Source organism: Streptomyces sp. MK37H, assembly GCF_018035285.1.
Lineage (GTDB): Bacteria > Actinomycetota > Actinomycetes > Streptomycetales > Streptomycetaceae > Streptomyces > Streptomyces endocoffeicus.
The window spans coordinates 22,499-41,679 of sequence record NZ_JAAAYH010000030.1 but is presented as its reverse complement, the minus strand read 5'-3'; the positions used below and the strand labels follow the sequence as shown (position 1 = coordinate 41,679).

Genomic DNA, 19,181 nt, shown 5'->3' with positions numbered 1-19,181 from the left:
CTGGTGGCTGGCGCTCGGCCACCTGCTCACCGGCATCGCCCTCTGCATCACGATCATCGGCATCCCGCTGGGCCTGGCCAACTTCAAGCTCATCCCGATCTCCCTGGCCCCCCTCGGCGTCGACATCGTCCCCACTGACCAGCCCTTCGGCCACCGCTGACCTGCCCGCCGACAACACCAGGGGCGGCACGGCCACGCCGCACCGCCCCTGCCGCACCGGTCCGAGTGCTGCCTACCGGTAGTTCACGAACTGCACCGCGAAGTCCAGGTCCTTGCCCTTGAGCAGGGCGATCACGGCCTGCAGGTCATCCCGGCTCTTGGAGGTCACCCGCAGCTCCTCGCCCTGCACCTGCGCCTTGACGCCCTTGGGCCCCTCATCGCGGATGATCTTGGCGACCTTCTTCGCGTTCTCCTGCGAGATCCCCTCCTGCAGCGAGGCGAAGATCTTGTACTCCTTGCCCGACGCCTGCGGCTCGCCCGCGTCCAGGGCCTTCAGCGAGATCCCGCGCTTGACCAGCTTGGACTGGAAGACGTCGAGGATCGCCTTGACCCGCTCCTCGGAGTTGGCTCGCATCTCGATCCGCTCGCCCGACCACTCGATCGAGGCGCCGACGTTTTTGAAGTCGTAGCGCTGGGAGATCTCGCGGCTCGCCTGGTTCAGAGCGTTGTCGACCTCCTGCCGCTCGACCTTCGAGACGATGTCGAAACTGGAGTCGGCCATCTTGAGTTGGCTCCTCGTACGTAGATCCGTCAGTGGCACGGCCCAGCGGACCGCTCCAGCCAGCCTAGCGATCTCGGCCATGATCCAGAGGCGATCAACCGGGTGGCGAAGCACCCCCGCGCATCAGGTATTGTTTACGTCGTTGCCAGGGAGCAGCACCGCGAGAGCGGGGCACCTGGCCACATCCCAGGCGGTGTGCCCGAGTGGCCAATGGGAGCGGACTGTAAATCCGTCGGCTTAGCCTACCCAGGTTCGAATCCTGGCGCCGCCACACGAGGGAAACGGCCCCCGAGCTGCGAAAACGCAGCTGGGGGCCGTTCTCGTTGACGGACGGGGCTCAGGCCCGAAATGGTGGGGAATGTCCCAGACTGTCTCACTCGATTTCGCGTGTTGACCAGCGCGTGTGGGACATCTGTGGGACGGAGATTCCGATCACTTCCAGGTCTTCAGTGCCTTGTCGATGCGAGCGTTCGCCATGGTGGTCGCTCCGTCGAGGCACTTCGCGTAGACCTTCAGCAGGACGGCCACGGTGTGGCCGGCGCGGCGCGCGACCTCCATGGGGTCCACCCCGGAGTTCAGCCACAGGGACACGCACGCGTGACGCAGGTCGTAGGGGCGGGCGGCCAGTGCCGAAGCCTGCTGCTCCGCCGTGAGCACCTGCTTGCGGGCCCGCGCCCAGACCTCCCCATAGCCGCTCTCCTGCACAAGACCACCCCGGGCGGTCTGGAACAGCCGACCGTCGGGGGCCGTGCCATACATCATCAGGTGATCCCGCAGCATCGTCACCAGGTCCGGCGGGATCGGAACCGATCGCACCTCCTTCCTCGGGCGCCGCTTCAGCCCGCGCTCGTCGTGTGCGGTCCCGGAGTCCGTCCAGGAACTCCCGACACGCGGCCGGGAGCCGTCGAGGCGCAGCGTCCCCCAGCCCGTGGCGGGAAGGTCGCAGTTCGCGCGCCGTAGCCACACGGCCTCCCCGGGGCGCATGCCCGCGTGGTAGAGACAGCCGAAGAACGCCCGGAGGTGCTTACCCCGGTCGCCCTGCTCGGCGACGGCGTCAAGCAGGCGGCGCGCCTGCCGGGGGTTCACCACGGCCCCGGGGTCCACCTGCTCCACCGAATCCGGGATGGTCCACTGCACCTGGGGGAGCGGGTTCGTGGTCAGCCGCCGTGCCTCCACAGCGAAGCCCAGGGCGTTATGGAAGATCGCGCGCTTGCGGCGGATCACGGACGCTGCGGCGTGCTCGCCGTCGAGGCGCAGCGTGAACGCGGTGAGCACCTTCCGTAGGAGCAGGGGGTCATCCAGCGCGCTCACGGGCACCGTGTTCCGTTCCACCCACGCGAGGATGCGTTCCACGTCCGTGGGCGGGTCCTCCTTCCAGCGGTTCATGTTGAATGCCCAGCTGTAGAGGGCCCGGCGGAGTTCCCGCGCGCCGGGCATGCCCCGACGGGTGGTGACCAGGGCCGGGGTGGCGCTCGCCATGGCTTCGGCCAAGGTGGTGCGCGTCTTGGCGGGGGCGGCCGGCCATTTCATCTCGATGTAGTCGCGAGCGTGCTGGTACCAGCTCACATCGTTGAGCTTCCGAAGCTCGGACAGTGGCAGGCCGGTGGCTTCATCGAACGCTTCGCCCTTGTTGACGGCCATGAGCAGTTCGGCGCGGCGGCCGTCGGCCTGAGTCTTGGTGGCGAAGCTCTCGGAGTGGGGCGTGCTGCCGACCTTCCAGCGGAGTTCCGCTGTGGTCCGGCGCAGATCCTTCCGCTGTCGTACGGCCCAGATGCGGACGTTGAACGTGTGTCCCACGGGGGTCCTTCCATGAGAAAGGGGTCCGGTCGCGGAGCGCGGCCGGACCCCTTCGAGTCGAGGTCAGTAGGCAGGGGAATCGAGGTCTCGCCACCAGGCGTCCAGGTCGCTACGCAGGACGCGAAGGTGACCGTTGGGGAGCTTGGTGAGCTTCGGGGCCTTGCCCCGAGCGCGCATCCGGTAGAAGGCGGCGCGGCTCATCTTGATCTCTGTGAGGACGTCAGTGAGCTTGAGCTTTTCGTCGCGTGCCACGCGTTCGACTCCTTCGCTCTGATGGCGGGGTCTTTGGGCTTTCGAGGGGTTGCGCCTGTCCGAAGCGCGGATTTCTGCGTCATCGCGTCACGCACGTCATTTGTGGCTCTGACCTGCGGTTATCCGGTGACGCGGGCAGCTCGGGGCGTGTCACAGGGTGGGGCGGGGTTCTGTCACCTGTGACGCTGGTGACGCGGGATGACGCAGGTTTGGCCGTCTGCGTCACCGCTGTCATCGCTGGTCAGGAACCGGGTTCCGGTGGCTGGTGACATGGGTGACGCAGGGTCTCTTCTCTTAGGAAAAAGAGAAGGGGTGGTGTCTGTGGTGGTGCGGTGCGGCTCAGGACGTGAAGAAGGAGCCGCTTCGCGGCGCGCCTTGTGCAGCGGCGGCAAGCCGCCGGAACAGCAAAAAGAGCACCGCACGGGCGGCGGGTGCTCCTCTTGCTGTTCGGGGGGTGGCCGTGGTGGTGCGGGTCAGAACGCCGCTTCCTGCTGGTGCGGGGGCGGTGTCGTGGGGCGGGTCATCTCGATGTAGCGGGCGGAGCTGGTGCGGCCCCAGTCGATGAGGACGCCGCGTGCGGCGAGGGTCGGCTGTAGCCGCTTGAGCCGGTCGGAGAGGACCTTGCCGGTGGTGGGCCAGCCCTTGGGCAGGGGACGGCACTCCTCGCCGCTGTAGAGCTCGGTGAGGCAGTGCAGCCACTCCGAGGACGGCATACGGACTTCCTCGCCCGTCTCGAGCCCGGCGGCGTGCTTCAGAACCGTCTGCGCGAGGAGGTCTCCTTCGATGACGTCGTCGTTGAGGTCATCGAGGCTGGCCCGGTACGCGGCCAGTGAGCCGAAGCCGGTAGCCGCATCGAGCTGCGCGCACAGGTGGGCGAAGTCGGCCATCCGCAGGTCGGTGGGGGTGTCCGCCTGGGCGGCCCGCACCTTGACGGTCAGGTCCAGCAGGGAGCCGAGAACTACTGGCAGGATCTCCGCGTACTCGGTCCACAGCTCTGCTTCGGTTCGCCGCACCCGGGGCCGCACGAGACGGAGCGGGAGGAGGCGTTCGGCGAGGTCGGGCCTGATGACGCCGACGTCGATGCCGGTCAGGAGCATGGGGCGCCGGTAGCGGGAGCGGACGACGTCCCCGTCGGTGAAGAGCGCGCGCTTGATGCTCTCGGCGCCGGTCACGATGCAGCACATGAGGTCGGACAGGTCCGGGGGCAGGTGGGAGAGGTTGTCCAGGGCGGTGACCCATCCGGCGGCAACGGCCGTGATCATGTTCTCCTCGTCCTTCGGCGCCCGGCGTAGGTCGCCGCTCATGCCCTCGATGATCCGCACGAGCATCCGGCCGCCGGTGGACTTGCCTGCCCCTTGGGGGCCGGTGAGGAACGGGGCGGGCACGGGCACGGACGGCTCCAGGCAGCCGATGAGCCAGGCGATGGCCAGGCATTCGGTCTCTGCGTTGGCGAAGTTGCACAGCCTGAGCAGGAGGTCGATGCCCTTGCCGTTGGTGTCCTTGGCGGGCAGGGGGAGTTCGCCGGTGAGCTGGGTGCGCCGCCAGCAGACTTCCTGCGGGTCGGGGGTGAGGATGTCCCAGCCGGTGGGGTGGATGCGGACGGACTTGCCGTCGTTGCGGCCCAGGTCGAGCCAGGTCGCTCCGTCGAACCCGGGCGCTACGCGGATGTGGGTGGGCTGTACGTCCTCGGTCAGCGCGAGTGCTTCGATCAAATCCAACGCCTCCTTGAGTGCGGTCCCGTTGAACACGCCGCGCCCGTCCCTGAACAGGCCGACCATGAGTTCCTGGCGGTGGCTTCCCGTGGTGCCCTGAGAGCGGATCGGACGGGCAACGGGGTGGCCGTTCCTCTGCGCGTACACGGTCCCGTCGACGGTGCGGAAGTACCGGAAGTGCGCCTGCGCGTAGTCGGTGATGACCTCGCGGGCGGGGCTCTTCTCGTCCTCAGCCATGGCTACAGCCCCAACGTGGTGCGGGCGTTGGTCCACGCGTCGGTGCAGTGCCGGGGCGATTCGCCCTTGGCCTGCGCGGCGGTGAACAGTCGCGCGATGTGGGCCTCGGTGAGGCAGCCGCACCGGCCGTGGGTGGACAGCACGGCGAGGAAGGTCCGGTAGACGGTGGCGTGGACCGCGCTGCGGGCCTCGGTGATGCGCTGCTCGGCCATGGAGATGCCGCGCTCCAGGTAGGCGGGCGTGCGGTGGCGGCAAGCGCCTTCCCCGGCCCGTGCGGGCACGGTGATGGCGTGCGGTGCCTGCCGGACCGTGGGGGGCTCCTTCACGGCCAGCGCGCGCACGGCATCCGGCAGGTCGGTCATGGTGCCGGCGCCGGGACCGAGCCACCGGGCGTAGGCCATCGTGGACTTGATGTCGACACCGTCACGGACGGCGTTCACGGACCTCATGGCGTCTCGGTAGATCCAGTGTTCACCGCGGGCCGTCGGTACGATCCGGGTGGCGGGCAGGGTCTCCCTGGCCCATGCGACGGCTGCGGTGTCGTCGAGGTCCACCACGGTCAGCCCGGCGCCGCCGGGGTGGTAGGCGACCGTCACGGCCTCCCGCCACGCTGACGCCCATGCGGGTGAGGCGATGACGGACGGGTCGGTGGTGGCGGCGGCCCAGGCGTGGCAGGGACCGGGGCAATGGCAGGGGCCCCCGTCTTTCATGTTCGGCCGCCCGCCACAGGCGACGGCCGCGCAGGTGCGGCAGTTCCCGAACGGGACCTTGCCCTTGCGGAGGGGCAGCACCGGCAGACCGGTCGCGGCCAGCTCCAGCGCGGTCCGCAGGAGTGACAGGGCGGGAGGGTCTCGCCGGATGACGGCGGGTTGGGTCATGCTGGATGCCTCCAGTTCTGTGGAATGAGCGGGAGACCGGGGCGGCCGTGACTTTGGCGAGAGACGGCCGCCCCAGCCGTGGCTAGGGACAGGTGCAGTCGGGGGCTTCACTGCTGCCGTTGGCGCCGCATCCGCAGCAGTGCGGCGCGTCGTAGGGCTCGGAGCCGTCCAGCGGGAAGCACAGATCGCAGTCGAACTCGGCGTATCCGCCCTCTTCACCGGCCTCTGCGTAGTCGTCGTAGTTGGTGGGGTCGAGCCGGGCCATGGCCTCTCCTAGCTGTGGAAGTGGTTGCGCTTGATGACGGCCTTGCGGATGTTGACCGTCGTTCCGGCGCTTCGGCCGCGGCTGGTGCCGAGGATCTGGACGGTGATCCAGCCGCCGAAGATGACCGCGGCCAAGATGATGAGCTGGTGGATGAACGCGGCGAGCGCGGCGATGAACGCGGTGAGCATGACCAGCCCACCGCAGACCGCGGCGAACCCGATCCCTCCGAGGGCGATGTTCGCCGCTGTGCGGGAGATGACGGGCTTGGCCGTGACGGGCTCAGGCTTGACCGGCTCGATGGCGTAGCCGGTGATGACCCGCCCGTCCGGCAGCACGACGCTTTGCACCTGGGCCGCCGTGCCCGGCTGCACCGGCACCAGGGGCGCGGCGGTCGGGTGTGGGGTGATGGGTTGGGGGTGGTGGACTTCGACGGCCGGGGGCCGGTCGAGGTGGGTCATCGCGAGTCCCTCCGGGATGCCCGCGGGCCCGCGCCGGGAGACGGTACGGGCCCGCGGGGTTCGGGTGTCAGGGGTGTCACGCCGGGGCGTCACGCGTTTCTGACAGCGGGTTTGCCTAGGGGTTTGGGTGTCAGGGGGCCGTGACGGTGTCAGGCGTCAGGCGGCCGTCAGGACAGGGACGATGCGCCACCGACCGGTGGTGTTGGTCGGCTCCAGACGGCCCTCCATCGCGGCCTCCTTCAGGCGCGCGGACACCCAGGGGCGGGAGAGGTTGTTCCGGTCGCACCAGTCCGTGAAGTCCTTCGGACCAACGACCATCCGACCCTCCTCCTCGAACTCCTCCAGCGCCTGAGCGAAGAGCTCCCGCGCCTCAGCCGGGGAAGGCTTGCGACCGGTGTCCTGGCCGAAGATCGGGGCGTCATCGCCCTGCTCCGGCTCGGGCAGCTCAGCCTCGGGGTCGATGTCGCCGTCCTCGGGGTCCACCAGCAGCCCGTAGTCCATGCCGTCCTCGTCCTCCTCCACGGCGTCCCGCGCTGCTGCCTGGTTGTCCCCGGCAGCGGTGCGGCCGGTGTAGAGGCGCCCGGCGACCCCGGAGGCTGCGCCTGCGGTGATGGGGTCGGCGGTGGCGCCGTTGCGCTGGGCCCAGGAGGCCAGCACCTCCATGAGCGAGACCGCGCGGTGGCTGAACGCCCGCGTACGGCCCGGGGAGGGGTACCGGTCCTCGGGGACGCCGGGGGTGACCAGGTAGCAGTACCCGGGGCGCCGGTTGCCCCACGCGCCGGGGTGGGCCCCTGCGTCGAGCACCGAATCCGGCAGGGAGAATCCCTCGTCGCGCGGGTCGCACCCGAGAGCGAGCACGGACGGGAGGGAGGCGCGGGTGCTGGTGCTCATCTGGTCATAGCTCGGCCGCTGGAGCGAGACCACCAAAGAGATGCCGGCAGAGCGGGCCTCCTGCGCGATGCCGGTGAACGCGTCGTCTCCCAGCGCGCGCAGGGTGTTCGCGGCCTCCTCCATCCAGGCCACCAGGAACGGCATCCCGGGGCAGCCGCACGGGCGGCCGTCCGGGCGGCAGGTGTGCTCGGAGCTGTCCTGCACCTGCGCACACTCCGGAACCCACTGGCGGTAGCTGTGGGCACCGAGCCAGCGCGTCCGGGCCGGGATGGCTGCCTTGACGCCCTCCACCATGACCTCGGTGTCGGGGCCGCCCTCCACGCCCCAGTCCAGACCGGGACGCAGCGGGCCGAAGTCCTGGAACGCCTTCGGGTCCGACAGCCACACCAGCACATCGCGGCGGGAGAGGATCTCCGTCAGCAGGTTCAGCGCCGCGTCGCCCTTGCCGGAACCGGTACCGCCCGCGATCAGCAGGTGCGTGGAGTTCCGCTTGACCTTGGGGCTCGGGTCACCGGGCAGCCACAGCATCAGCGGGGCGCCGTCGTCGTAGCGGCCGATGACCAGCGGATCGGCGATCGAACCGCCCAGGCTGGACGGGCCTTCCCACTCGACCGTCTCAGCCAGCATGTCCTCCGGCACGATCACCAGCTCGCCGCGCCGTGCCGAGTCGGCGTCGGGCGTGTAGCGCACGGCCGAAGTCGGCAGGTCGAGCGCGGAGGCGATGTGGGCCAGAGCCTTCGTCACGTCGTCGTGGGTGTGCTCCCCGGCCGCCCCAGCGATCGGGGCGGTGACGCGGTTCGGCTCCACCTTCGCGGCGCCGATCTGCGCTCGCGCCAAGCCGACCTTCTCCAGCAGGCCCTTGTCCGAGCCGGAGCCTTCCGCGTCGGTGTCGTTGCGGCGCATGGCCATGCGCACGTTCCACGACAGCGCCACACCCGGGCCGCCCATGAGGTAGACGTCATCGATCGGGCCGGTGGTCGGTCCGGCCAGGCAGGCGGCGGTGAGCCATGCCGACCCCGCCGCGACGGTGATGGCTGAGTGGAGACGTCGCTGTTTGCCGGTGGTGCGGCCGACCCACCACGTGGTGCCGGTCAGGGCCACGGACGCCAGGGTCAGGCCGACCCCGGCCCCCGCGCTGTTCGCCCACCGCTCGTGTCCGAGGACACCGGCCAGGCCCACGCCCGCGACACCGAGCCACGGGGGGAGGTGGGGCTTGACGCGGTGCAGCAGGTATCCGCTGATGCTGCCCCCGCCCGACCCGCCGCGCGGGTCCATGGTGTAGCTACTCATACCGTCGTGGTGGTAGGTGGTCACCCTGTTGTTGCGGGTCATGGCCGCACCTCCTTCTTACTGCTGGGTGAAGTCCATGCGCGGCTGCTGGGGGCGCCGGGCACGGTGACGGACGCGGTTGATCTCTTCCTCGTACTGCTGCTGGAACGTGGCGTAGGCAGCCGCGGCGTTCTTCGCCGCATCCCGCAGATCGTCAGCAGACTTCTGGAGCTTCCGGGCCACCTTCTGCGCCCGGATACGGGACCCGAACGTCTTGCCCTCCGGGTCCGGCACCGCGGCCAGCACGCCCTTGAGGATTTCGGCACCCATGGCCACCTCGATGGAGAGCGTGACGGCCGCCGCGCGGATGCTGTTGCAGTAGAACCGCACCTGCGCCGGGGAGCCGAACTCCGGGGAAGGCAGCAGGGCTTCGGAGTGCGGACGGGCGCCGCCAGCGTGGTTCTTGCTGCGGTTGTTGTTGACCGTGACGTTGATTGGCGGGACGAACGAGCCGCCCATCGCGCCGACGAACCCGCCCGCCGCGGCGCCCGCGTTGGCGAACTTGTTCCCTTTGCCGTTGTCCGCGCGGCCATTGGTGGGCCGGTGCGGGCGCTGGCCGTTGGTGTGCTGAGCCATCAGACGGTCCCCTTAGGTCAGTTGGCGGTGCGGCGGACGATGAGCCAGGTGGTCTGTGCGGCGATCAGGTTCAGCAGCCACCACAGCTCCAGCGGACCGGCCAGCGGACCGAACCCCGCCGCCGACGCGGCCCAGGCGAGACCGGAGGTGCCGAGCAGGGCCGCGGCTATGCGCCAGCCCCACACCGACCCGTTGGCGGCCGGGCGGCGGCGCTGCGCGATGCCCAGCCACAGCAGCGGGCCCGCGGCGGCGGGGGCGAGCACCAGGGCGGACCACCAGGCCATCACGTGCAGCAGCGCGGTGATGGGTAGAGCCAGCACCCCGAGAGCCAGCGGGGCGAGCGCGCGGCGGTGGCGCCACAGCCACCGTGCCGCGGCGGCCAGGGCCAGGCGGGTCAGGGTCGGGCGCTCGGGCACCACGACCACCAACGGGTCAGCGGAGCGGCGCCCGCGCTGGCGCGGGATACGAACGGTGGTGACACCCGCCGCCGTCTTCACGGTGCGGGCACGGGTACGGCTGGACACAGCGAATCTCCCTTGAACGGGACGGAGTGGAGTGGGTTAGGCGGCGCACTCTTCGTCGGGGTAGGCGCAGGTCACGCACAGACCGAGGGAGGTCGGGATGCAGTACCCGGCATCGGTGCGGCAGGCGGGGCAGGTACGGCGGGCGAGCATCGCCGCGGCGAGCGCCGCGGACTTCGCGGCCGTCATCGGCCGCACCCGCTTCGCCCGTTCCAGCCGGTACAGGAATGCGACCTGCACCCCACCGGCACGGCGATTGGCCCGCATGACCTGCGCTGCGATCGGCTGCCCACCGGGACGCAGCCCGCGGGCCCGTAACTGGCGCCTGGTGGCCATGCCGTCCGGCGCCAGGCGCCACGGGAAAGTGGGGATGCCGTAGCGGGCGCCGGAAGGGTCGTAACACTTGCCGAACGCCGGGCTCACCGGGCACCACCGAGGGGGAGCGGCTGCACCCGCCACAGGACCTCGGCGGCCGGGGGCAGAGCGGCGCCCGGCGTGTGCGCGGTCCACCCATCGCGGGGCGCGCCCTCGGCTTCGGCCGCGGCCTCCGCTGCGTCGAGAGTGGCGTGAACACTGTGCAGGGACCCGCGGTGGAAGAGGACGTAGACGCGGTCAGTCAGGGCGCTCTGCTTGCGGACCGTGCGGAGCAGCATCCGCAGCGCCTGCCGGTCCTCGGTGTCAAGGAGGGACTGCGCCCGCAGGGTCTCCAGCTCTCCCTCGAGCCGGGCGGCATCGGCCGTAGCGCGGGCCAGTTGGGCGCGCAGCTCCTCAAGGGCGGCCTCCGCGCGGATCGCGGAATCGGTGACGATCTCGGCTTCGTGCCGACGCTCCTCGGCCTCGGCCTCGGCCGTCATCAGGTCAGCGCGCAGGGTACGCAGGGTCCGGGTATGGCAAACGGCGATCACGTGACGGCTCCTTCGAGGATGGGGGTGGTGGTCGCGCCGTGGTCGCGCAGTTCCTGGTAGCGGGTGGAGACCCAGCCGACCGACCAGCCGCACAGCTCAGCAGCGGCACGCACCGGCAGCCCTGCCTCGAACGCGGCCTGAACGGTCGCGCGGGCCCGGTCCTCGGGGAACTTCTCCACCGCGGGCCCGGCGGCCAGCAGCGCGGCGCGTTCACGCTCGGCCCGCTCCTCGCGCTCCCGCTGTTCACGGCGCTCACGCTCTTCGCGCTCGCGGCGCTCATCCTCACGGCGTTGGGCGGCCTCGCGTTCACGGCGTTCAAGCTCTCGCTCACGCTGTTCACGCTCGCGATCACGGCGCTCACGCTCTTCCCGCTCGGCGCGTTCGCAGGCTTCGGCCCGCTCCCGTTCCTCACGGCGGGCCCGCTCCTCCCGCTCGGCTTGCTCACGGGCGAGACCGGCCTCGTGTTCACGCTGTTCACGCGCCAGCATCGCGGCGTGCTCGCGCTCTTCACGGGCCCGCCGCTCGGCCGCCTCGCGGCGTTCGGCCGCTGCCTTCTCGCGGGCTTCCCGCTCGGCGCGCTGCTCCGCTTCCAGCGCGGTCACAGCCGCGGCGATGGCGCGCCGGTAGGCCAGCCCGGTTTCCGCGGTGACGATCAGCAGCAACGGTGCAACCGCATGCACGGCCACGCCCACCAGGTCCTTCTTCAGCGCGGAATCGGCGACGTTCAGCGCCAGGGTCATGCAGCCGGTCATCCACCGCAGCACGACCGGCCACCGGCCGCCATGCCCGCCCAGCCGGGCCAGCACCGCATCCAGGCGGACCACGATCACCACCGCGGCGTCCACCACCAGCGGCAGAATCGGCGCGGTCCAGTCCCACTTGTCCGGGGTGTGCTCGGCTGCCAGCGGGGTGACGGTGAGGACCGAGTAGAGCATGGCGCCCGCGACGATCAGCCATGTGCCGACCGACAGAGCGCGCTCGGCTGAACGGATCTGAACCGCGTTCACCAGTCCACCCCCGCCCGTGAACGCACCCGGACCGCTGCGATCAGGCACACCGGAGAGGAGAGGTCTTCGGGGATGTCGGGGGTCTCACACCACTCCCACTCAGCGCCCGGCACCAGCTCATAGCCCAGCGCGGTGAGCGCCGCCGCGCGTTCGGTGAACGTCGGCACCGGAGCGGCACGGCCGAAGTCGTGCTCAGGCCAGATCTCGAAGGTGTTCAGCAGCACCACGTACAGGCGCCACCCACGAGCGCCGGTGGACATCTGCGCCGTGAACTCCTGCGCCATCAGGCCACCTCCGGCGAGATCGCCCCGCCCCGGTTCGCCAGCACCCGCCGCGCGGCCAGCACCCGGCGACGGGCCCGGCGCAGACGGCGCGTGTCCAGCTCGGACGCGGGCCGGTCGAGCAGGCTGATCTGCACGTCCAGCAACTCGACTTCCGCCGCGATGAGCGGCATCTCATCCGCGATGGCGTCCAGCTCCGCGGCGGTCGGCTCGTGGTCGGACAGGTCGGCGGTAACAACCGCCTGAAGTGCACCGATGTGCTTCATGGGTCGTGGTTCCTCTCACAAGGGAACGGCCCGAACAGCACCCCCGGAGTTGCCGCTTCGGGGGTGCGCGCCGTTGTGGTGGAAAGCCGCGCGAACCTCGCGCGGCACGGCCGCAAACGGTGGCCGGAGTGCCCCGGACCGGACTCGAACCGGTCAGGCTGCCTTTCGGGGCCCCGCGATCTTTGCCCTTGTCTCACCGCACGTGAGGGTCACTTGTCCGCCCTGTAGGGACGGCTTGGGAGAAGGTGCTTGCTGCTCGTGCGGCAGGGCCTACGGCTTGTCGCTGTTGCCTGATGCTTCTGACGGCCGCTCTTCCCGTGTGCAGGCTGCGGTGCGTCCTCTGTTGAGTTCTCAAGATCCAGTCGCATCCTTTGGGCCCGTCTCACGGGGCCCTCCGGGCGCACGCATGGCCAAGTAGCCCCGCCCCCGAGGGGGTTCGGGCTGGCTTGCGGCCACATCCATAGACTGGACCGGTGGACCGGTCCAGTCAACTCTTCGAGTGGAAGTCGGTTGAGGGTCGGCGCGTATCCGCTGGTGAGAGTCGCTTTTTGGGCACGAAAAAAGCTGGACCGGCGGACCGGTCCAGCTTCTTCTGTCGTGTGTGATGGTTACATCTCGTAGGTCTCCTCCCGCTCATAGAGGGGGCCCGGCGTGACCCCTTCCTCGCAGACCAGCGGGCGCCCCTCCTGGTCGTAGGCGGTGTGCAGCACGACGGCCACGGGGGTCGGCTCCGGCAGGCCCAGGTGCTCTGCTTCGATCTCCGTCGCCAGGCGCACCGTGGTGACGTCCGCCCCCTCCACAGGGAACCGGCCGGTCTGTCGGCGGACGTACCGCGTCGTCCCCTCCGCGATGGGGGCGGTCTGGGTCAGGCGGGGCGCCGCCTCCGCCACCTCGGGCGGGAACCACGCCACCGCATAGCTGTGAGGGCTCCCGTCGGGAAGCTGCATCACGCGCACCCGGCGAAGTGCCTCCACTTCGCCATCCATGCGCAGTGCCTCGGCCACATGTGCCGGAGGTGCCGCCCAGTCGGGGGCGCCCACCCGCAGGAACGGCATGCCGCCGGTCACGCGTGCCGAACCGGCCCGGCGCCCGCCCGCCGGCCGCGCCTTGGGGGTCTCGGTGACGATGAACCCCGTGCCCTGCTTGGCCTCGACCACGCCGTCGTTTCGCAGCACGTCCATGGCCTTGATGGCAGTAGCCCGTGACACGGACCACTGCTCGGCCAGATCCCGCCCCGATGGGACGATCTCGCCCGGCCCGAACTCACCCGCTGCGATCCGGGACCGCAGTGATTCCGCGATTTCCTCGTACTTCAGCAGCGCCATGGCTCCCCTTGTCAGGTCCGTACTGGACTGGTCCACCGGTACACAGGATACTGCCTCCATGACGAAACCAGAGGTGGTCCTAGCACCGGAGATCGAACACTTCTACTCACAGGTCATTGACGAGAACACCCGGCTGAGCATGTCGGCAGACGGGCGACTCGAACTCATCCGCACGCAGGAGATCCTGCGCCGTTTCCTCCCGCCGACCCCGGCGCGCGTTCTCGACGTGGGGGGAGGGACGGGAGTGCACGCACGGTGGCTTGCCGAAGACGGCTACAAGGTTGAGCTGATCGACCCCGTGGCCCGGCATGTCGAGCAGGCGGCGGCAATCTGCCCCGCATCGCAGGGCGACGCGCGGGCGCTGGATGCGGCAGACGCGAGCTATGACGTGGTGCAGCTACTCGGCCCGCTCTACCATCTGCCCGATCCGGAAGACCGGCGCCGGGCCCTCTCGGAGGCTCGGCGCGTGGTGAAGCCCGGGGGGCTGGTCGCCGCAGCGGGCATCAACCGGTACGCCTCCCTGTTCGAGCACGTCAGCTATGCCCACCTGCACACCGACCGGCTACAGGCGGCCATCTCCAAGATCCTCAGCACCGCCGTGCACGACGGCAAAGGCTTCACCCTGGCCTACTTCCACCGTGCCGAAGAACTCGTCGACGAACTTCGTGCGGCGGGGCTGACCGACGTCGAGGTGTTCGGGATCGAGGGCCCCGCCTGGTCGTTGCTCAAGGCAGTGGAGCAGCAGCCCGGGGAAGGGCCTACGGAGGACCTGTTCGCCTCCGCACTGACAGCCGCGCGGATGGCCGAGCCCTACCCCGAGCTTCTGGCCGCCAGCTCCCACCTGCTGGCGGTCGGGAAGGCGCCGATGTAATCCGTGCCGCCCGGCGGACCATGGGACAGGTGTGGGGCAGAGCGGCCCAGTTGGGCCGTTCTGCCTGGTCACAGCAGTACGGCCGCGCGGTCTGTAAATCCGTCGGCTTAGCCTACCCAGGTTCGAATCCTGGCGCCGCCACAGTGGAAAACGGCCCCTGAACTGCGGAAACGCAGCCAGGGGCCGTTTGCTGTGTCAGGGTGGAGCGGGGACGCGGCCTCGCGCCGGGCCTAGGACTGGGTGCCGGTCCAGGTGAAGGTGGCGGAGGCCCGGGCGGGGAGCTGATAGCTGAAGGACTGGCTGCCCCAGTTGACCTTCAGGGTCTGCTGGCTGCCGGTGTCGTTGTAGGCGATCAGCGCCTTGGAGCCGTCCGGGTTCTTCCAGGCCACGTTCGGCACCGTGGAGCTGGCGCTGGAGTCGATGCGGCGGGCTCCGGGCTTCACGAACTTCGTGAGGTGGCCCATCGTGTAGTACTCGACGGTGTAGTCGACCCGGCCGCTCTGGCCGTCGCCGTTGTGCACGGTGACCAGGCCGGTGCAGGTGTCGCAGCCGCCGTTGTGCGGGCCCTTGTTCTGGTCGACGGCGAGGCTCCACTTGATCCAGCTCTTGCCCCAGTTGCGGGTGTAGTCGATCAGGTTGTGCATGTCCTCCTGCTGCTGATTGGCGATCCAGGTGCCGCCGGAGTGCTCGGTGTCGAAGGCGTCCACGTTCGGGTACTGGTTGTGGACGGTCGTCTGCTGGCCGACGTTGCCGCCGTAGCCGTGCCAGGCGATGCCGCCGAAGTTCGGGTGGTTGCGGATGGCGGCGTCGTCCACGACGGGTGCGCCGAAGCCCGCCCACTGGTCCCAGTTCCAGTCGAGGGCGAGCACCTTGGTCTTCAGGCCCGCGTTCGCCAGCTTGGGCAGCAGCTCACTCTTGGTGAAGTAGTTGAGCCCGGAGCCGTTCCACTGCATCGACGGGTAGCCGGGGCAGCAGGTGGGCTCGTTCTGCACGGTCACGTAGTCGATCGGCACACCCCGGCTCTGGTACTCCTGGATGTACTTCACGAAGTAGTTCGCGTACGTGCCGTAGTACTGCGCCTCCAGCCAGCCCTGGTTGAGCTGGTCGTTGTCCTTCATCCAGGCCGGGGCGGTCCATGGCGAGGCCATGACCTTCAGCGCCGGGTTGAGCTGCTTGGCCTGCTTGGTCAGCGGCAGGACGTCGGCCAGGTCGTGGTTGATGGAGAAGCTGGTGAGGCCGGGGTCGGTCTGCCCGGCCGGCACATCGTCGAAGGTGTAGCCGTAGCGGGCCAGGTCGGAGCCGCCGAGCGGATTGCGCAGGAAGCTCACCCCGATGCCGTCCGTGGGCGAGAAGAGCTTGCGCATCACCTCGTCGCGGGTGCTCTGGCTCAGCGCGCCGCTGCTGTTGAACAGCCATGCGGCGGTGTCCGTGAACGACGCCCCGGCGCCCGAGAACTCCTGGTACGTCCTGGATTCGTCGACGGTGACACTGCCACCCCCGCCCGAGCCGAACCGGGTGGGCGCCTGCTGCTCCAGGCCCTTCACGACGGTGCGGCCGTCGGAGCCGGAGGTGGTGGTCAGATAGACGTTGACGGTCTCGCCGGCCTTGGCCGAGCCGGTACCGGCGGTCGTGGCGTCGGCCGGGGAGGTCAGCCATGGGCCGACGGCCACGGCGACCGCGGCCAAGGCGCTCACCAGGGCGGTGCGCGTCGTGCGGGGGGAACTCACGGATCTGAGGGATCTCATGGAACCGGTGCCTTTCCTGTGTGGGCAGGCTCGGGCCGGTGTGGTCACGGCCGGAGGGAAGGAATGGGGGGAACTCCGGTCACCGGTGTGTTCACGGCAACGGAGCGGCGGAGCAGCGGTGCGGCTGAGCGGCGGAGCAGCGGAGCGGCTGAACAGCGGAGCAGCGGAGCGGCTGAGCAGCTGTGCGGCTGAGCAGCGAGGCACCGGTGTGTTCACGGTGCTCGGTGACTGTGATGATCCGAGGCGCGCCGCCGGGCGTCAAGCCTCGCGGACAACTTATCTCATGGCGTGGATTAAGTCGTCCCCTGCCGCCGTACGGGCGGCCGTCGTCGTGGCGCGCCCTGGGCGCCGTGCGGCCGCTCCTAGGGTGGTGATTCCCCCGTATCGGGACAGAGAGGGCGGATCGTGCTCAGGGGCTTCAAGAACTTCCTCATGCGCGGTGATGTCATTGTTGTCGCCATCGGCCTGGTCACAGCGCTGGCGTTCTCGACGCTGATCAAGACGTTCACCGACTCCGTGATCAACCCGATCATCGCCCGGCTCCAGGGCGGCAAGGCGGTCGGGCTCGGCTGGCAGCTCGGCCAGGAGGGGAACAACGCGACCTACATCAACATCGGGTCGTTCATCGGCGCCCTGATCTACTTCACCATCTTCATGGCCGTCATCTACTTCCTGATCGTCATGCCGTACAAGTACACCCAGGCCCGCCGGGGCGCCGAGGTCTTCGGCGAGCCGGGCCCCGTTAAGACCTGCCCGGAATGCCTCGCCGACGACATCCCCGAGGCGGCGCGCAAGTGCCGTTACTGCGCCTCGGACCAGCCACGCATGGAGTAACCGCCGGGCCGATCGCCGCCTGGCCGCCCGCCCCGCCTACCGCGCCCCGTCGAGGTCCAGCTCCAGCATGCGGATCGCGTTGCCGCGGAGGATCTTGTACGTGACCTCGGGGGGGAGCCCGGCGACATGCTCGGCGGCGATGCGGCGGGTGTGCGGCCACGTGGAGTCGACGTGGGGGTAGTCGGTCTCGAAGGTGGCGTTGTCCACACCGACCGTGTCCAGCGAGGCGACCCCGTGCTTGTCGCGGAAGAAGCAGCAGAAGATCTGCCGGTAGTAGTACGTGGACGGCGGCTCGGGGATGAGGTCGCGGACGCCGCCCCAGGCGCGGTGCTCCTCCCAGACGTCGTCGGCGCGCTCCAGGGCGTAGGGGATCCAGCCCATCTGGCCCTCGGCGTAGGCCAGCTTCAGGCGCGGGAAGGAGACCAGGACGCCGCTGAAGAGGAAGTCCATCATCGACGCCATGGCGTTGTTGAAGCTCAGCGCGGCCTGGACGGCCGGCGGGGCGTCGGGGGAGGCGGCGGGCATCTGGGAGGAGGAGCCGATGTGCATGCACACGACCGTCCCCGTGGCCTCGCACTCGGCGAAGAACGGGTCCCAGTAGCCGCTGTGGATGCTGGGGAGCCCGAGGTAGGTGGGGATCTCGCTGAAGGTCACCGCGCGGACGCCGCGGGCCGCGTTGCGGCGGATCTCCCGCACGGCGAGGTCGACGTCCCACAGGGGGATCAGGCAGAGCGGGATGAGGCGGCCGCCGCTGTCGCCGCACCACTCCTCGACCATCCAGTCGTTGTACGCGCGGACGCACGCCAGCCCGACCTCCTTGTCCTTCGCCTCGGCGAAGGTCTGGCCGCAGAAGCGGGGGAAGGTCGGGAAGCACAGTGACGCCTCGACATGGTTGAGGTCCATGTCGGCGAGCCGGTCCTTGGGGTCCCAGCAGCCGCGGCGCATCTGCTCGCGGGTGATGCCGTCGAGGGTCATCTCGTCGCGCGAGAAGCCGACGGCGGCGATGATCCGCTTGTAGGGGAAGAGGTCGCCCTCGTAACTCCACCAGTCGGTGAGCTGGCCGTCCGGGTCGGTGGTGAACTTGTACTTGCCGCCGATGTAGGCCAGTTCGCCGATCCCGGCCGTAAGGGGCTTGGGGCCGCGGTCCCGGTACTTGGCCGGGAGCCAGGTCTCGAAGAGGTGCGCGGGCTCGATCACATGGTCATCGACGCTGATGACCATGGGCAGCTCGGTGGTGCCGTTCGTCTCGCCGGTCATCTCGCCATCTCTCCCCGGTCTCCTCGTGGCGGTCCTGTCCGTTCGCTTCGATCTGACGGTTCGTCAGATTCGGTGGCGGCAGAGTAGGGCGGATCGCTTCAACCAACAAGAGAAAGTCCCGTTTCCGCATGTACGTCCAGGGCAAACGATGAGCGACAACTGGGGAGGAAACGGTGAACGCATGGTCGTTCGCACGCGGATTGGGTTCGGCGACGCGCACACGCACCCCGCGCGAGGCGGGCACCCGGGCCATCGAGGCGGCGGCCCGCTGGGGGCTGGCCACCCGGGGCGTGCTCTATCTGCTCATCGGCGTCCTGGCGCTGCGCATCGCCTCGGGCGACCATGGCGAACAGGCCGACCGGGGCGGGGCGCTCCAGGCCCTCGCCAAACAGCCGTTCGGCGCGGCGCTGGTCTGGGCGGTCGGCATCGGGCTGGTCTGCATGGCGCTGTGGCGGCTGTCCGAGGCGGCCTTCGGGGCCGCGGGGCCGGACGGGGGCGCGGCGCGGAAGCGGCTGGCGGGGGCGGCCCGCGCGGTCTTCTACGGCATCGTCGCGTACTCGGTGCTCTGCTTCGCCACCGGCGAGCAGGGCAGCGGCTCCAGCGACCGGCGGTCGAAGGACGTGACGGCACGCGCGCTCGACCTGCCGTACGGCCGGTGGCTGGTCGCCGCCGCCGGGACCGCGGTGGCCGTGGCGGGGGTGTGGATCGCGGTACGGGCGATCCGGTGCGGCTTCCGCAAGTACCTCAAGGTGGGCGCGATGTCCCGGCGGACGCGGCGGGCCGTGGAGGCGCTCGGGATCTGCGGCGGGGTGGCCCGCGGGGCGGTGTTCGCGGTGGCGGGCGGCTTCGCGCTTACGGCCGCCGTGCGCTACGACCCGGGCAAGGTGAAGGGCATCGACGACACCCTGCGGACCTTCGCCGGGACGGCGGCGGGGCCCTGGCTGCTGATGGCGGTGGCGCTGGGGCTGGCGCTCTTCGGGGTGTTCTCGTGCGCGATGGCCCGGTGGCGCAGGGTCTGAGCGACGTCCTGGGCCGGGGTGGTCCCGGGCCGGG

Annotated in this window: 22 protein-coding genes and 1 tRNA gene; 5 read left to right on the top strand and 18 right to left on the bottom strand. The window is 70.0% G+C overall.

Going from position 1 to position 19,181, the window contains the following annotated elements; genetic code table 11:
* Nucleotides 1–160 (top strand): YccF domain-containing protein (locus GWI24_RS46080; RefSeq protein WP_281789264.1); only part of this gene is annotated, 160 nt, incomplete at its 5' end.
* Nucleotides 161–232: 72 nt separating this feature from the next.
* Here GWI24_RS46080 and GWI24_RS07490 read toward each other — a convergent pair.
* A complete protein-coding gene (locus GWI24_RS07490; protein WP_059148998.1) occupies nt 233–721 on the bottom strand; it encodes a YajQ family cyclic di-GMP-binding protein in 489 nt (162 codons plus the stop codon).
* A 189-nt stretch (nt 722–910) separates the two neighbouring features.
* On the opposite strand from GWI24_RS07490, the gene GWI24_RS07485 reads away from it, so the two are divergent.
* A tRNA-Tyr gene (locus GWI24_RS07485) sits at nt 911–992 on the top strand.
* A gap of 161 nt (nt 993–1,153) precedes the next feature.
* Here the strand turns inward: GWI24_RS07485 and GWI24_RS07480 are convergent.
* From GWI24_RS07480 to GWI24_RS07410, 15 genes are all read right to left on the bottom strand, one after another.
* On the bottom strand, nt 1,154–2,518 hold the full coding sequence (locus GWI24_RS07480; protein ID WP_210945103.1) for a tyrosine-type recombinase/integrase: 1,365 nt from the start codon (nt 2,516–2,518) through the stop codon (nt 1,154–1,156).
* 63 nt (nt 2,519–2,581) lie between these two features.
* Complete coding sequence (locus tag GWI24_RS07475; protein WP_210945102.1) at nt 2,582–2,770, bottom strand: helix-turn-helix domain-containing protein; 189 nt, start codon at nt 2,768–2,770, stop codon at nt 2,582–2,584.
* Nucleotides 2,771–3,243: 473 nt separating this feature from the next.
* Entirely contained in the window at nt 3,244–4,719 is a 1,476-nt protein-coding gene (locus GWI24_RS07470) for an ATP-binding protein (RefSeq protein WP_210945101.1), read from the bottom strand.
* Nucleotides 4,720–4,721: 2 nt separating this feature from the next.
* A complete protein-coding gene (locus tag GWI24_RS07465) occupies nt 4,722–5,597 on the bottom strand; it encodes a bifunctional DNA primase/polymerase (RefSeq protein WP_210945100.1) in 876 nt (291 codons plus the stop codon).
* Between the two features lie 82 nt (nt 5,598–5,679).
* Nucleotides 5,680–5,862, bottom strand: a complete 183-nt coding sequence (locus GWI24_RS07460) for a hypothetical protein (protein ID WP_210945099.1) — start codon at nt 5,860–5,862, stop codon at nt 5,680–5,682.
* An 8-nt stretch (nt 5,863–5,870) separates the two neighbouring features.
* Nucleotides 5,871–6,320, bottom strand: a complete 450-nt coding sequence (locus tag GWI24_RS07455) for a hypothetical protein (protein ID WP_210945098.1) — start codon at nt 6,318–6,320, stop codon at nt 5,871–5,873.
* Nucleotides 6,321–6,476: 156 nt separating this feature from the next.
* Nucleotides 6,477–8,501 carry a plasmid transfer protein TraB gene (traB, locus tag GWI24_RS07450; protein ID WP_210945107.1) on the bottom strand — a complete coding sequence of 675 codons (2,025 nt, stop codon included), beginning with the start codon at nt 8,499–8,501 and terminating at the stop codon, nt 6,477–6,479.
* Nucleotides 8,502–8,558: 57 nt separating this feature from the next.
* Entirely contained in the window at nt 8,559–9,116 is a 558-nt protein-coding gene (traA, locus tag GWI24_RS07445) for a plasmid transfer protein TraA (RefSeq protein ID WP_210945097.1), read from the bottom strand.
* A gap of 17 nt (nt 9,117–9,133) precedes the next feature.
* Nucleotides 9,134–9,640 (bottom strand): hypothetical protein, encoded by a 507-nt coding sequence (locus tag GWI24_RS07440; RefSeq protein WP_210945096.1) that lies wholly within the window; start codon nt 9,638–9,640, stop codon nt 9,134–9,136.
* 36 nt (nt 9,641–9,676) lie between these two features.
* Nucleotides 9,677–10,060, bottom strand: coding sequence for an RRQRL motif-containing zinc-binding protein (locus GWI24_RS07435; protein ID WP_210945095.1), 384 nt, complete (start codon nt 10,058–10,060; stop codon nt 9,677–9,679).
* Complete coding sequence (locus tag GWI24_RS07430) at nt 10,057–10,491, bottom strand: hypothetical protein (RefSeq protein WP_247616012.1); 435 nt, start codon at nt 10,489–10,491, stop codon at nt 10,057–10,059. The genes GWI24_RS07435 and GWI24_RS07430 overlap by 4 nt, the downstream gene beginning before the upstream one ends.
* 47 nt (nt 10,492–10,538) lie before the next feature.
* The gene (locus GWI24_RS07425) at nt 10,539–11,549 is read right to left on the bottom strand and encodes a DUF2637 domain-containing protein (RefSeq protein ID WP_210945093.1); all 1,011 of its coding nucleotides are present in this window, start codon (nt 11,547–11,549) and stop codon (nt 10,539–10,541) included.
* On the bottom strand, nt 11,546–11,833 hold the full coding sequence (locus GWI24_RS07420; protein ID WP_210945092.1) for a DUF6303 family protein: 288 nt from the start codon (nt 11,831–11,833) through the stop codon (nt 11,546–11,548). Before GWI24_RS07420 ends, GWI24_RS07425 begins: the two co-directional genes overlap by 4 nt.
* Nucleotides 11,833–12,096 carry a DUF6284 family protein gene (locus GWI24_RS07415; protein ID WP_210945091.1) on the bottom strand — a complete coding sequence of 88 codons (264 nt, stop codon included), beginning with the start codon at nt 12,094–12,096 and terminating at the stop codon, nt 11,833–11,835. The genes GWI24_RS07420 and GWI24_RS07415 overlap by 1 nt, the downstream gene beginning before the upstream one ends.
* Before the next feature lie 608 nt (nt 12,097–12,704).
* Nucleotides 12,705–13,421 (bottom strand): GntR family transcriptional regulator, encoded by a 717-nt coding sequence (locus GWI24_RS07410; protein ID WP_210945106.1) that lies wholly within the window; start codon nt 13,419–13,421, stop codon nt 12,705–12,707.
* 58 nt (nt 13,422–13,479) lie between these two features.
* Between GWI24_RS07410 and GWI24_RS07405 the strand changes: the two genes are divergently transcribed.
* Complete coding sequence (locus tag GWI24_RS07405; protein WP_210945090.1) at nt 13,480–14,292, top strand: bifunctional 2-polyprenyl-6-hydroxyphenol methylase/3-demethylubiquinol 3-O-methyltransferase UbiG; 813 nt, start codon at nt 13,480–13,482, stop codon at nt 14,290–14,292.
* Between the two features lie 230 nt (nt 14,293–14,522).
* Here GWI24_RS07405 and GWI24_RS07400 read toward each other — a convergent pair whose 3' ends face one another.
* Entirely contained in the window at nt 14,523–16,037 is a 1,515-nt protein-coding gene (locus GWI24_RS07400) for a glycoside hydrolase family 30 beta sandwich domain-containing protein (protein WP_210945089.1), read from the bottom strand.
* Nucleotides 16,038–16,442: 405 nt separating this feature from the next.
* Between GWI24_RS07400 and GWI24_RS07395 the strand changes: the two genes are divergently transcribed.
* Nucleotides 16,443–16,871 carry an MscL family protein gene (locus GWI24_RS07395; protein ID WP_210945088.1) on the top strand — a complete coding sequence of 143 codons (429 nt, stop codon included), beginning with the start codon at nt 16,443–16,445 and terminating at the stop codon, nt 16,869–16,871.
* A gap of 36 nt (nt 16,872–16,907) precedes the next feature.
* On the opposite strand, the gene GWI24_RS07390 is transcribed toward GWI24_RS07395, so the two are convergent.
* Nucleotides 16,908–18,128 (bottom strand): amidohydrolase family protein, encoded by a 1,221-nt coding sequence (locus GWI24_RS07390; RefSeq protein WP_210945087.1) that lies wholly within the window; start codon nt 18,126–18,128, stop codon nt 16,908–16,910.
* A gap of 173 nt (nt 18,129–18,301) precedes the next feature.
* On the opposite strand from GWI24_RS07390, the gene GWI24_RS07385 reads away from it, so the two are divergent.
* Nucleotides 18,302–19,147 (top strand): DUF1206 domain-containing protein, encoded by an 846-nt coding sequence (locus GWI24_RS07385; RefSeq protein ID WP_374103280.1) that lies wholly within the window; start codon nt 18,302–18,304, stop codon nt 19,145–19,147.
* Nucleotides 19,148–19,181 lie beyond the last annotated feature (34 nt).